Source organism: Sphingomonas sp. SORGH_AS_0789 (assembly GCF_031453055.1).
GTDB lineage: Bacteria > Pseudomonadota > Alphaproteobacteria > Sphingomonadales > Sphingomonadaceae > Sphingomonas.
The window spans coordinates 490,714-503,990 of sequence record NZ_JAVIYV010000001.1 but is presented as its reverse complement, the minus strand read 5'-3'; the positions used below and the strand labels follow the sequence as shown (position 1 = coordinate 503,990).

At 66.8% G+C, this 13,277-nt stretch carries 11 protein-coding genes; 6 read left to right on the top strand and 5 right to left on the bottom strand.

All coding sequences use genetic code 11. The features are described 5' to 3' along the window. The first annotated feature begins 188 nt into the window (after window positions 1-188). Window positions 189-1,406, top strand: a complete 1,218-nt coding sequence (locus QE360_RS02230; protein WP_309698973.1) for a polyhydroxyalkanoate depolymerase — start codon at window positions 189-191, stop codon at window positions 1,404-1,406. 222 nt (window positions 1,407-1,628) lie between these two features. On the opposite strand, the gene QE360_RS02225 is transcribed toward QE360_RS02230, so the two are convergent. After that, window positions 1,629-2,108: a pyridoxamine 5'-phosphate oxidase family protein gene (locus tag QE360_RS02225; protein ID WP_309704032.1), complete on the bottom strand. Its 480-nt coding sequence runs from the start codon at window positions 2,106-2,108 to the stop codon at window positions 1,629-1,631. A 578-nt stretch (window positions 2,109-2,686) separates the two neighbouring features. On the opposite strand from QE360_RS02225, the gene QE360_RS02220 reads away from it, so the two are divergent. Next, window positions 2,687-5,617, top strand: a complete 2,931-nt coding sequence (locus QE360_RS02220; protein WP_405052664.1) for an L-glutamate gamma-semialdehyde dehydrogenase — start codon at window positions 2,687-2,689, stop codon at window positions 5,615-5,617. A 109-nt stretch (window positions 5,618-5,726) separates the two neighbouring features. Here the strand turns inward: QE360_RS02220 and QE360_RS02215 are convergent, their stop codons facing one another. Continuing rightward, on the bottom strand, window positions 5,727-6,890 hold the full coding sequence (locus QE360_RS02215) for a mechanosensitive ion channel domain-containing protein (protein ID WP_309698969.1): 1,164 nt from the start codon (window positions 6,888-6,890) through the stop codon (window positions 5,727-5,729). Between the two features lie 25 nt (window positions 6,891-6,915). Next, entirely contained in the window at window positions 6,916-7,917 is a 1,002-nt protein-coding gene (locus QE360_RS02210; protein WP_309698967.1) for a DNA topoisomerase IB, read from the bottom strand. 125 nt (window positions 7,918-8,042) lie between these two features. On the opposite strand from QE360_RS02210, the gene QE360_RS02205 reads away from it, so the two are divergent. Together QE360_RS02205 and QE360_RS02200 are read left to right on the top strand one after the other, a co-directional pair. Continuing rightward, the gene (locus QE360_RS02205; RefSeq protein WP_309693136.1) at window positions 8,043-8,615 is read left to right on the top strand and encodes a type 1 glutamine amidotransferase domain-containing protein; all 573 of its coding nucleotides are present in this window, start codon (window positions 8,043-8,045) and stop codon (window positions 8,613-8,615) included. A 227-nt stretch (window positions 8,616-8,842) separates the two neighbouring features. Further along, window positions 8,843-9,769 carry a right-handed parallel beta-helix repeat-containing protein gene (locus QE360_RS02200; protein ID WP_309698965.1) on the top strand — a complete coding sequence of 309 codons (927 nt, stop codon included), beginning with the start codon at window positions 8,843-8,845 and terminating at the stop codon, window positions 9,767-9,769. On the opposite strand, the gene QE360_RS02195 is transcribed toward QE360_RS02200, so the two are convergent. Both QE360_RS02195 and QE360_RS02190 read right to left on the bottom strand, forming a co-directional pair. Next, window positions 9,744-11,102 carry a putative O-glycosylation ligase, exosortase A system-associated gene (locus QE360_RS02195; protein WP_309698963.1) on the bottom strand — a complete coding sequence of 453 codons (1,359 nt, stop codon included), beginning with the start codon at window positions 11,100-11,102 and terminating at the stop codon, window positions 9,744-9,746. The two genes, QE360_RS02200 and QE360_RS02195, sit on opposite strands and share 26 nt — an antisense overlap. After that, window positions 11,095-11,247 (bottom strand): hypothetical protein, encoded by a 153-nt coding sequence (locus tag QE360_RS02190; protein WP_307103216.1) that lies wholly within the window; start codon window positions 11,245-11,247, stop codon window positions 11,095-11,097. The genes QE360_RS02195 and QE360_RS02190 overlap by 8 nt, the downstream gene beginning before the upstream one ends. Before the next feature lie 95 nt (window positions 11,248-11,342). Here QE360_RS02190 and QE360_RS02185 point away from each other — a divergent pair, with 95 nt between their 5' ends. Then, window positions 11,343-12,557 carry a TIGR04063 family PEP-CTERM/XrtA system glycosyltransferase gene (locus tag QE360_RS02185; RefSeq protein WP_309698961.1) on the top strand — a complete coding sequence of 405 codons (1,215 nt, stop codon included), beginning with the start codon at window positions 11,343-11,345 and terminating at the stop codon, window positions 12,555-12,557. Beyond that, window positions 12,554-13,228, top strand: a complete 675-nt coding sequence (locus QE360_RS02180; RefSeq protein WP_309698959.1) for a hypothetical protein — start codon at window positions 12,554-12,556, stop codon at window positions 13,226-13,228. Before QE360_RS02185 ends, QE360_RS02180 begins: the two co-directional genes overlap by 4 nt. Window positions 13,229-13,277: the final 49 nt, after the last annotated feature.

Below are 13,277 nucleotides of genomic sequence, written 5' to 3'. Positions count from 1 at the left end.
CCGGGTGTCGACCCTCCGGCATCGTTTGGCCGCTTTGGAGCGTTCAGCGGCATGTAATCGTGAACATGATCCTGTCATCGACCCGGCACCATGACCGATCGGCCATATTATGGTCATCTCGCGCAAACGGTTTCGTGCTAGACCGATGGCAATCAGGGCTCCCGCTGGGGAGCGCAGGGGAATCGACGATGTTGTACGACGCCTATGAAATGCAGCGTTCGATGCTGGCGGGTGCGAGTGCGCTGGCCAATTTCGGCGCGGGCCTGCTTCAGAACCCGGCCAATCCCTTCGCCTATCTGGGCGGCGGCGCGATCATGGGGTCGGCGCTGGAGGTGTTCGCCCATGCCGCCGCGCCGCGCGGCAAGCCCGCCTTCGGCCTGACCAAGACCGAGATCGACGGGCGCGAGGTCGCGGTCCATGAGGAGATCGTGCTGCGCAAGCCTTTCGGCCAGCTCAAGCGCTTCCGCCGCGAGGGCGTGGAGGACAGCCCCAAGCTGCTGATCGTCGCGCCGATGTCGGGCCATTATGCGACGCTGCTGCGCGGCACCGTCCAGCGGATGCTGCCGACCTGCGAGGTCTATATCACCGACTGGCGCGACGCGAAGCTGGTGCCGCTGTCGGACGGGCGGTTCGATTTCGACGATTATGTCGACTATCTGATCGACTTCCTCACCAAGATCGGGCCGAACGCCCATATGCTGGCGGTGTGCCAGCCTTCGGTGCCGTCCTATGTGGCCGCCTCGGTGATGAGCGCGGACAAGCATCCCTGCACGCCGCGCACCCTGACCCTGATGGGCGGTCCGGTCGACACGCGCGAGGCGCCGACCGCCGTCAACCTGCTGGCGACCGAGCGGCCCCATGCCTGGTTCGAGCAGAATGCGATCGCGACCGTGCCGATGACCTATCCGGGGGCTGGGCGGCGGGTCTATCCGGGCTTCCTGCAGCTGGCCGGGTTCATGTCGATGAATTTGGGCAACCACATGATCTCGCACTGGGAGATGTTCAAGCATCTGGTCCAGGGCGACGACGAGAGCGCCGAGGCGACCAAGCGCTTCTATGACGAATATCGCGCGGTGTGCGACATGACGTCGGAATTCTATCTCCAGACCGTCGAACTGGTGTTCCAGCGGCACGCGCTGCCCAAGGGCGAGATGCTGCACCATGGCAAGCGCGTCGATCCGGGCGCGATCACCGATATCGGCATCCTGGCGATCGAGGGCGAGCGCGACGATATTTCCGGCCTGGGCCAGACCCGCGCCGCACTGACGCTGGCGACGAACCTGCCCGACGAGAAGAAGCGCTATTACATGGCCGAGCAGGTCGGCCATTACGGCATCTTCAACGGCTCCAAATGGCGCAACCGCATCGCGCCGGTGGTCGAGGAGTGGATCAAGGCCAACGGGTGAGGGGGCTGCCGACGCCTGACTCAACGTCCCATTCTCCGTTCAGCCTGAGCGAAGTCGAAGGCCACGGGGTGCCCTCAGCCAAAAGCGCGTGGCGAGCCGTTTCCCTTGGCCTTCGACTTCGCTCAGGCTGAACGGGGCGGGGGCCGGACAGGGATGGGGGGAAATAGAAAAACGCCCGGAAGCAATGGCCTCCGGGCGTTTCACATTCCCGTAACCGCGTATTTACGCGACCGAGCCGACCACCGCATGGCTGGACGACTCGTCCGAACGGATCGTGCCGCCGAACAGCATCTTCACCCGGCCCGACAGCGAGATATCGGTTTCCCACAGCTCGGCCGAGCTGATGTCGAAGCGCAGCAGGGTCAGATTGGGGTCCGACTTGCCCTGCGGGAACCAAGCTTCGACCTGATTATTCCACAGCTTGTCGATCTGCGCCCGATCATCGTCCTTCGAGACATGGCCCGCGAGGCAAGCGAAGAAGTCATGCCCCTTGCCCACGAACTGCGCCATCGCCTCGCCACCGCCCGCGATGCGGTTGTCGCGACCCGCGAAGAAGAACAGCGTGTTGGGCTGATCGTCATCGATCTGCGCGGTCATCGGTTCGGAATGCTGGCCGTCATTCAGGCCGATCATGACGAACGGGCTGTCCTTCAGCTTGTCGAGGAACTTGGCGGCGATTTCCTGGGGGCTGTCGTCGGCCATCATGGCTCTCCTTTCATGGGTTTGTCGGGAGAACGATGCGGGGGCGGGGATGGTTGCGCGTCTTGTAAAGAGCCTCTCTACAAGACTTCCCCCTGACGCCGTTCAACAGGATGTGCCACAAAGCCTCTGACGGCACTTCCGCCGTCACTCACAGAAAGGACCACGGATGTCCGTTGCCGATCTGTGCCTGATCCTGGGCGTCATCATCGCCTTCGCGACCTTGGTCGTGAAGATCGTGGATGTTCGCAACAGGTAAGGTGCCCGGCGGGGCTCGGGTAGCAGCCTGAGCCCCAAAGGATTTGAGCCCCGGCCGTAGCAGCGACCGGGGCTCTACAGAAAGGCGGATGTCCTCGCCTGCGAATCATATAGTCCGAAATCGTTCAAAATTCAATTTCGGACACGGGTCGATCTCGGGCGAGATGGTCGTATCAAACGATACCCATTCCCCGCATTTCCCGCTAAGCGCTGGTCCATCACAGCATAGCCATGCGACCCGCCAGTGCCCTACCGCGCGCCGGGCCGCTCGACCGGAATTTGGACCTATGACCTCTGCCGTTACCGCCGATGCGCGCAAGACCATGAAATCGCTGTACCGTGCCCCCGAACCCGATGTCCTGAAGCCGCTGCTCGACCGCGCCGCCGCGACGCCGGAGATGCGCGAGCGGATCATGGGCCATGCCTCAGGGCTCCTCGCGGACCTGCGCGCCGCGCAGAATCGCGGTTGGGTGAACCAGTTCCTCCAGGAATATCGCCTCAACTCGTCCGAGGGCGTGGCGCTGCTGAGCCTCGCCGAGGCGTTCCTGCGCGTCCCCGATCCCGAGACCGCCGACCTGCTGATCGCCGACAAGCTGGGCGAGGCGGACTGGCGCGCGCATACCGGGCGGTCGGCGTCGAAGCTGGTGAACTCGGCCACCTGGGGCCTGGTCGTCGGCCGCGCGCTGGTCGGTGAGGGCGAGGCGGGGCCGCTCAAGCGGCTGTTGTCGCGCGCGGGCGAGCCGTTCGTGCGGCAGGCGGTCGGTGCCGCGATGCGCATGATGGGCGAGATCTTCGTGATGGGCCGCACCATCGAGGAAGCCATGCGCCGCATGAAGAAGCCCGAGAACAAGGGCTTCACCGCCAGCTTCGATATGCTGGGCGAGGCGGCGCGGACGCATGAGGATGCGGAGCGCTATTTCCAGGCCTATGTGAAGGCGATCGACGCGGTGGGCTCGGACCCGGCGGCGGGGCATTCGGTGTCGGTCAAGCTGTCCGCGCTCCATCCGCGTTACGAGCTGCCGCGTGCCTATGAATGCGTGCCCGCGCTCACCGACATGCTGGCGCAGCTGGCGCGGCAGGCGGCGGACAAGGGCATCGCCCTGACCGTCGATGCCGAGGAGTCCGAGCGGCTGGAGATGAGCCTCGACATCATCGGCGGCGTGGCTGCCCTCCCCGCGCTGAAGGGTTGGGACGGTTTTGGCATGGCAGTGCAGGCTTACGGTAAGCGTGCTCGCGCGGTCATCGCCTGGGCCAATGGCCTCGACCGGATCATGAACGTCCGGCTGGTCAAGGGCGCGTACTGGGACAGCGAGATCAAGCGTACCCAGGTCGAGGGTCTCAACGACTATCCGCTGTTCACCCGCAAGGCGGCGACCGACGTGTCCTATCTGGCGGTCGCCAAGGACATGCTGGCGGCGGAGAATATCCGCCCCGCCTTCGCCAGCCACAATGCACTGACCGTTGCGACCATCCTGGAATGGGCGGGCAACAGCCACGATTTCGAGTTCCAGCGGCTGCACGGCATGGGCGACGGCCTGTATGAGCGGCTGGTGCGCGAACAGGGCCATAAGTGCCGCATCTATGCGCCGGTCGGCGGGCATCGCGACCTGCTGGCCTATCTGGTCCGCCGGTTGCTGGAAAATGGCGCGAACTCCAGCTTCGTGCATCAGCTGGCCGATGCGCGGCTGACCGAGGCGGAGATCCTGGCCGATCCGGTCGCCAAGATCGCGGCTGTCGGCGGCGCGCGCCACCCGAGCATTCCGCTGCCCGTCGACCTGTTTGCGCCGGGCCATCGCAACTCGACCGGCATCGACCTGAGCGACATCGCGACGCTCGACGCCACCGTGAAGGCGGTCAACGCGCCTGCCGTGACCCCGGTCGCCGCCACCGCCGATGTGGCGTCGCTGGTCGCGCGCGCGCATGCGGCTTTCCCGGCCTGGAACGCGACGCCGCTCGACACCCGCGCTTCCGTGCTGGAAAAGCTGGCCGACCTGCTGGAGCAGGACCGCGAGCGGTTGATGGCGATCCTGGTGCAGGAGGCGTTCAAGACCATCCCCGACGCGATCGGCGAGGTGCGCGAAGCTGCTGATTTCTGCCGTTACTATGCGCAGCAGGCGCGGGCGCGGCTCGGTTCGGTAGAGCTGCCCGGGCCGACGGGCGAGCGAAACACGCTGCACTTGGAAGGGCGCGGCGTCTGGGCGACGGTGGCACCGTGGAACTTCCCGCTGGCGATCTTCCTCGGCCAGACGGTCGCGGCGCTCGTCACCGGCAACACCGTCGTCGCCAAGCCCGCGCCGCAGACGCCCGCTATCGCGCAGGCCGCGGTCGAGCTGGCGTACCGGGCGGGCGTGCCGCGCGACGCGCTGCTGCTGGCGGTCGGCGGGCCGGAGGTCGGCCAGAAACTGACCAAGGATCACCGGATCGCGGGCGTGGCCTTCACCGGATCGACCGCCACCGCCAAGCGGATCGCGCGGACCCTGGTGGCGGACGATGACCGCCCGATCGTGCCGCTGATCGCCGAGACCGGCGGCATCAACGCGATGATCGTCGATTCGACCGCCTTGCCCGAACAGGTGGTGGCGGACGTCATCACCTCGTCCTTCCGCTCGGCGGGGCAGCGTTGTTCGGCGCTACGGCTGCTGCTGGTGCAGGCGGACGTCGCGGACAATGTCATCGAGATGCTCAAGGGCGCGATGGAGACGCTGGTGCTCGGCCCCACGGGCCAGCCAGCGACCGATGTCGGGCCGGTGATCGACCGCGCCGCCTATGACAAGCTGATGGCCTATCGCGCGGCCATGACGGCGCGCACGATCAAGACGCTGGAGGCGCCCGCCGACGGGCTGTTCGTGCCGCCGACGCTGATCCGGCTCGACCGCGTCGAGGACCTAACCCAGGAATGGTTCGGCCCGATCCTGCACGTCGCCACCTGGGAAGCGGGCACGCTGTCCGAGACGATCGCGAAGGTGAATGCCAAGGGCTATGGTCTGACCATGGGCCTGCACAGCCGCATCGCCCGCGCCAGCGAGGTCGCCGAGAGTGAGGCGGCGGTCGGCAACCTCTATATCAACCGCTCGATGATCGGCGCGGTGGTGGGCAGCCAGCCCTTTGGTGGCGAGGGTCTGTCGGGCACCGGGCCCAAGGCGGGGGGACCGCATTATCTGTACCGCTTCTGCGCGGAGCGGGCGGTGTCGGTCGATACGACCTCGGCGGGCGGGAATGCCACGCTGTTGTCGCTGGACGAAGGCGGGATCTGAGGGCCGCCACACCCTCACCCTTCCGGCGCTTCGCGCCTCCCTCCCTCTCCCAATGGGAGAGGGAAGGGGCCCGCCCGCTTTAGCGGGTGGGAAGGGTGAGGGTGTTCGCTCAGGCCCGATGCACCTCGACCGGCTGGACCTGCGGATAGGGCATGACCAGCGTCCCGTCCGGCGCGGCGGTGTAGGTCGTCTGGGTGGGATAGGGGATGGAAATCCCCTCCGCCGCGAACCGCTTCATCAGCGTGACGAGCATCCTGTTGCGCAGGTCGTGCGCGGTGGCCCAGTCGTCGCCGGGCACGTCGAACTGGAGCGCAAAGTCCAGGCTCGAAGCGCCGAAATTCTCGAACCCGGCGCGGGCGACCTTGCCGCCTTCGCCCTCGACGATCTCGGTCAACAGGGCCGGGATGCGCGCCAGCGTCTCGGGCGGGGTTTCATAGGCAACGCCGATCATGAACGACAGGCGGACATGGTCGCGCACCGTGGTATTCTGGATTTCCTTGTCGAGCAGCTGGCGGTTGGAGATGATGCGCAACTCGCCGGTAAAGGCGCGAATGCGGGTGGATTTCAGGCCGATCGCCTCGATCACGCCGTTCGTATTGTCGTAACTGATCTTGTCGCCGCGCCGGAACGGGCGGTCGAAGATGATGGCGAGCGCGGCGAACAGGTCGCCGAAAATCCCTTGCGCCGCCAGACCGATGGCGATGCCGCCGACGCCCAGACCCGCGACCAGGCCGGTGACGTTCACCCCCAGATTGTCGAGCACCACGACCAGCGCGACGGCGAATAGCACCGCCGTGACTAGCAGCCGGATCAGCCCCATCGCCGAGAGCAGCGCCTCGCCCGAATAATGTTCGGACTGGGTGCGGTGCTCGATCGTGCCGAGGATCAGTTCGCGCGCCCAGATCGCGGCCTGGAACGCGCTGGCGATGGTGAAGAAGAAGCTGATCGTCTTGGCGACTTCGCCCGGCGCGCCCGCATAGCCCGCGACCAGTTGCGCGGCGAGCGTGATGATGAAGAACATGTTCGTCCGCGCGATGGCGTGGCCCAGGATTATGCCCCAGCCCCCGGCGAAACCGGGGCGGCTGCACAGCTTGTCGCCTAGCCTGCGGACCCAGAGCAGCGCCAGTACGATAACGGCACCTATGCCAATCGCGATCAGCACCTTGAGCCAGTAATCCTGCACCCATTGATAGGTTGCGTTGACGATGCCCCTGACCTGGTCGGGGATGCGGGAGCCGTCGAAGATCGGCGCCTTGGGCGAGGATTTCGCCATGGGGACTCCTTGAATACGGTGGCGGTCAGGCCGCCTTGCTGGCCGGGGTTCCGGCCTCCAGAAATGCGATCAGCCCGCACTCGACGCGGGACAGCCCCGCGCGCGCACGCGGCAGGCGCAGGGTCTTGCGAAACGCTGCTTGGCCGTCCTTGACGAGCGCGATCAGCGAGGGGTGGACATAGGATTTGCGCGCGATGGCGGGGGTGTTGCCCAGCTTTGCGACCACGGGCTCCAGCATCGCCTTCAGGCTGAGGTCCGCCTCGGCCAGCGCCAGCGCCTCGAACGCCGCGACGCTGGCGGCCCAGGTGCGGAAATGCTTGGCGGTGAAGTCGCAGCCCGTGGCTTCGCGGATATAGCCATTCACGTCCGACGAGGTGACCGGATTGGCCTCGCCATCCTCGTCCACCCAGGCGAACAAATGCTGTTCGTCCAGATCCTGGCACCGCTTCACGAAGCTGGCGAGCGAGCGGTCGGTCAGGGTCATGTCGCGCATCTTGCCCGACTTTCCCCGGTAACGCAGGCGCAACGTGGTGCCCTTCACCTGTCCGTGGCGCTTGCGCAGCGTCGTCGCGCCGAAACTCTTGTTGGTGGCGGCATAGGCTTCGTTGCCGACGCGGATATGGCCGTTGTCGAGCAGCCGGACGACGGCGGCGACCGCGCGATCCTTGCACAGGCCGCGCTTCTTCAGGTCGGCCTCCACCCGCTTGCGGAGCCGGGGCAGGGCATGGCCGAACGCGGCGCAGCGTTCATATTTCGCCGCTTCCTGCGCCTCGCGGAAATCGGCGTGATAGCGATATTGCTTGCGCCCCTTCTCGTCCCAGCCGACCGCCTGGATATGGCCGTTGGCGCGCGGGCAGAACCAGGCGTCCTGATAGGCGGGGGGCAGGCCGATGCGGTTCAGCCGGTCGATTTCGTCGCGATCGGTGATCCGCTCACCCTTCGGGCTCCAATAGGCCCATTGGCCGCGAACCTTGGTCCGGGTGATGCCGGGCTTGCTGTCGTCGCAAAAGACTAATCGGGTGGCCATCGCTCTCTCTCGGGTCGTCCTTGCAAATGCGTCGCTGGTCGCTTCGTTCCGGAACGGCCGATGCGGTCACGGGTTCTGACTGGGCCGATCCCCCCCCCCAGGCATTCCCGACAGGAGTTTTCATCATGGCCGATCTTTCCCAGGCACGCGTCCTGATGCTCGCCGCCGACGGATTCGAGACCGTCGAGCTGTTCAAGCCCCGCCAAGCGCTGGAAGACGCCGGTGCGAAGGTCACGCTTGCCTCGCTCAAGTCCGACCCGATCCAGGGCATGGAAGGCGACATCAACAAGGCGGAGACCGCGACCCCCGACCTGACCGTCGACGAGGTCGATACCGACGATTACGATGCGCTCGTCATTCCCGGCGGCACCTGCAACCCCGACAAGCTGCGCCTGAACGAGCGCGCGGTCGAGATCGTCACCGAATTCATGGAGGACGACAAGATCGTCGCCGCCATCTGCCACGGCCCCTGGCTGCTGGCCGAGGCGGACGTGATCGATGGGCGTCGCCTGACCAGCTATCCCTCGATCCGCACCGACCTGTCCAATGCGGGCGCGGACGTGGTGGACGAGGAGGTCGTGGTCGACGGCAACCTGATCACCAGCCGCAAGCCGGATGACATCCCCGCCTTCAACCAGGCGATCCTGACCGCGCTGGAAGACGAACTGGCCGACGAGGAAGAGACTGAAGAGGCGTAAACTCGATCCTCCCCATCGCAGATGGGGAGGGGGACTGCGCCCGCAGGGCGTGGTGGAGGGGCATGGCTGGTCCGTCGCCCCTCCACCACCGCTTCGCGGTGGTCCCCCTCCCCAAGCAAGCTTGGGGAGGATAGGCATCATCCCTTCGCGGGACGATCGCGGGCGTCGCATCCTTTGCCCATGCATGGCAGGATGCGGTGCCCGTTCGCTTTTTCAGGATGTCCTCCATGCGCCTGGTTACGCTCCTATTCCTCGGCATGACGTCGGCCACCGCCCTCGCGCAGGGAAGTGGTCCGCCCTTCACGGTCGGCGGGCGGGGCTTCGGCACGTTGCAGGAGGCGGTGACGGCGATCGGCGATGGCGACGGGACCATCCGGATCGCGCCGGGCACGTACCGCGAATGCGCGGTGCAGACGGCGGGGCGGGTCGCCTATGTCGCCGCCGAGCCGGGCAAGACGATCTTCACCCGCATCGCCTGCGAGGGGAAGGCGGCGCTGGTCCTGCGCGGGCGCGGCGCGCAGGTGCAGGGCATCGTGTTCAGCCATATCGAGGTCGGCGACGGCAATGGCGCGGGCATCCGCATCGAGAAGGGGCCGCTGTCGGTCAGCAACGCGATGTTCCTCGACAGCCAGTCGGGCATCCTGTCCGCCGACGATCCCAACGGCACGGTCAGCGTCGACCATTCGACCTTTTCGGGGCTGGGCCATGACCCGACCGGCACCGGCGCGCATGGCATCTATATGGGCCGCTATCGATCGCTGCGCGTCACCGCCTGCCGGTTCGAGCGCGGGCAGGGCGGCCATTATGTCAAGACGCGCGCGCCTTATGTCGAGGTGCTGGACAGCAGCTTCGACGACAGCCAGGGTCATATGACCAACTATATGATCGACCTGTCCAACGGGGCGAAGGGGCGGATCGCGGGCAACGAGTTCGTCTTCGGCCGCGACAAGGACAATCACTCGACGCTGATCACCGTCGCGCCGGAGGGGGCGAAGAACGACTCGTCGGGGCTGGTGGTCGAGAATAACCGCGCGCGGCTGGCACCCGGCGCGGGCTTCAATCCGGTGTTCGTCGGCAACTGGGCGGGCGAGCCTCTGGTGATCCGCGGCAACATCCTGGGCCCCGGCATCACGTCGACGGCGCGAAAGTGGTAGGGCGGAACTGCGGCTTCTGCCGCGCCTCGCGCGTCTTGCGGGTCAGATAGGTGTCGAGCCCGATCTGCGCGGCCATCAGCTGATAGAGGAAGGGGTTGAACGCGATCCCGACGAACGCCCCGCCCAGCAGATAGATCAGGTGCCCGTGCTGGAGCGCACCCGCCAGCTGCCCGCCCCAGTGCAGCGGATCGCTGGCGGCCCGGTAACGGCGGCGCAGCGCCTCCATCCGCAGGATTCCCGCCAGGTTGATCCCCAGCCACAGGAACAGCCCCGGCCAGCCCTGTTCGCCCAGCATCTCGAAATAGCTGGAGTGATAGGCGCGGGCACGGTCGGTGGTGACGCGCTTCTCCACCTTCGAGTCGTGCGCCGAGCCCTCGACCGAGGTCAGGTCGAACCGCACCGAATTTTGGAGGTAGGCCTCGAACCCGCCGCCGAACGGGTTGGAGGTCGCATAGTCGAGCGTCCATTTCCACACCGCCAGCCGGGTCGAGGCGGACTCGTCCCCCTGATAGGTGCGGATGGTGTTCATCCGCTGCGTATAGGAGGAGGGCAGCAGCGGCACGACCGCCACCCCGGCGACCGCCAGCGCGCCGATATAGAGCAGCCGCCGCTTGACGTCGCGCAGCATCAGGATCGCCAGCAGCCCGATGCACAACAACCCGGTCCGTGCCGATGTGCCGACCGGGATCAGCAGACAGGCGAAGACCAGCCCCAGCCCGAACACCCGCACCCGCCAGTCGGGTGGGAAGATCGTGCCGTGCCGCATCAGCCACAATATGGTCGGAATGACCGAGATGGCGACCGCCGAGATGATACTGCCCTCGTACAGCCCGGTATTGTTGTTCACCATCAGGTTGAGTTCGCCGTAACCGCCGCCGCTGACCAGCGTCTTGACCCCGCCGACGATGACGATCGATGCCAGCGACAGGACCATGAACAGCAGCAGCGCCTCGATCCGCAAGCGGGTGCGCAGGGTCAGCGGCAGGAAGACGGCAAAGGCCAGCGCCTTCCATACCCATCCCCATTTGTCCGCCGCCTCGATCGGGAAATCGGCCCCGAAATAGGTGGTGATCCCGCAATAGATCAGCAGCATCAGAATGCCCGCCTGCCGCGCGGTGAACCGGCTGTCGCGCTTGTCGTCGACCAGCGCCCAGGCCCCGACCGCCGCGACCACCGCGATCAGCGAGATCGGCACCGTGTTCAGCAGATAATAGGTCAGCCGCTGGGGCGAGACGATGTCGATATAGATATAGGTCAGCACCAGCAGGAACGGGCGGCGCAGGCCCATGCCGAACAGGCTGACCAGAAAGCCGATCAGGAACAGGTCACGCATCGCCGCGTGGCCGTTCGCCGGGACGTTTGATTCGCGACGGACGCTCGACCTCGCCCTCCTGGTCCAGATCGCGGCGGGTCAGCAGGCGCCACGCCGCCAGCAGCATCAGGCCATGGGTCAGCAGCAGGGCGAAACTGTCGATCATCGCCCCTCCTTCCCATTCCAAAACGGCGCGGTCGGCCACGCTTATAAACCCACGGTTGACGCGGCGTTAAGGGGTGGCATGACAGGCGTAACGCCATGCGTATCCTGCATATCCTCGACCACGGTCTGCCGCTGCAAAGCGGATACACGTTCCGGACGCGCGCGATCCTGAAGGCACAGGTCGCCCAGGGGCATGAGGTGGCGGCGGTGACCGGGCCGCGTCAGGGCAAGGGCGAAGGCGGGGTCGAGATGCTCGACGGGCTGACCTTCTACCGCACCCCCAGCGCGACCGGCACGCCCGACGGGCTGGTCGGCGAGGCGAGGGGGATGGCCGCGCATGTCCGGGCGATCGGGGCGGCGGTCGACGCGTTCCGGCCCGATATCCTCCATGCCCATTCGCCCGTGCTCGATGCGCTGGCCGCCTGGGTCGTGGCACGGCGGCGCAAATTGCCGCTGGTCTATGAAATCCGCGCCTTCTGGGAGGATGCGGCGGTCGGCAACGGCACCGGCGTCGAGGGCAGCCGCCGCTACCGCGCGACCCGCGCGCTGGAAGGCTGGGCCTGTGTGCGCGCCGATGCGGTCGCGGTCATCTGCGAAGGGCTGCGCGGCGACCTGATCGCGCGGGGAATCGCGGCGGACAAGATCATCGTCTCGCCCAATGGCGTCGACCTGACCCTGTTCGGCCGCCCGCCCGCGCGCGATGATGCATTGGCGCGCGAGCTGGGACTGGACGATGCGGAGGTCATCGGCTTCATCGGCAGCTTCTATGATTATGAGGGGCTGGACGACCTGATCGCCGCCATGCCCCGTCTGGTCGCGGCGCGGCCCCGCGCGCGGCTGCTGCTGGTCGGCGGCGGTCCGATGGAGGCGGCCTTGCGCGCACAGGCGCAGGCATCGCCGGTGGTGTCGGCGATCCGCTTCATCGGGCGCGTGCCGCATCAGGCGGTCGAGCGTTATTACGGGCTGGTCGATATCCTCGCCTATCCGCGCAAGAAGATGCGGCTGACCGATCTTGTCACGCCGCTGAAACCGCTGGAGGCCATGGCGCAGCGGCGGCTGGTCGCGGCGTCCGATGTCGGCGGGCATCGCGAGCTGATCCGCGACGGCGAGACGGGGACGCTGTTCCCGCCCGACGATCCGGTGGCGCTGGCCGATGCGCTGGCGGACCTGCTGTCGAATCGCGGGATATGGGAGGCGCGGCGCGATGCGGGGCGATATTTTGTTGAAACCGAACGCGATTGGGCCTCGAATATCCGCCGTTACGAACCTGTTTACCGAAACCTGCTAGGCAAGGCGCCGATCGGATCATGACCTTCACCGCGACGCCTTCCCCCTATCGCCTCGTGCCCGCGCTGGTCGGCGGGGCGTTCGGCGTGCTGCTCGCCTTCATCCTGCTGATCGCGCCGGTCTGGCGCCTGGAAATGCTGGTCGCGCAGCTGGGGCTCGCCGATATCTTCTCCGCCGCGCAACCGCCCTTGGGCGTCAAGGCGCGGCTGTTGCTGGCGTTCGGGATCGGCGCGGGCGGTGGGGCCGTCCTGTGGGCCGCGACCTATCTGCTCTGGGGTCCGGGCGGGCTGCTCGCCCGGCGCGCCAAGGCCGAGGATGCCGAGGACGAGGATTATGTCCCCAGCGTCCGCCGCTCCGACCGCCACCCCGATGCGCCGCCGCGTCGCCCGCTGCTCGCCGCCGAACTGGGCGCACCGCCGCCGCCGCCGGAGGACGAGGACATGCCCGACATAGAGCGGACGCTTCCCGCCGATCTCGACATGCCGCTGGCCGCGTTCGATCCGGACGCGATCCGCGCCGTCCCGCGCGAACCGGTCCGCGCCGAACCCGAACCCATGCCGATCCCCGCGATGCGCGAGCCCATTGCCGACGAACGCGGCGGCGCGCTGCCGCTTCGTGGGGACGAGTCGATCGAGGCGATGCTGGAACGGCTGGAGCGCGAAACCGCGCTGCGCAAGGCGCACCGGCAGGGATAAGGCGCTTCGGGCCGAGTCGAAATAAAGAGTATTCGGTTCGCGCAGAGGC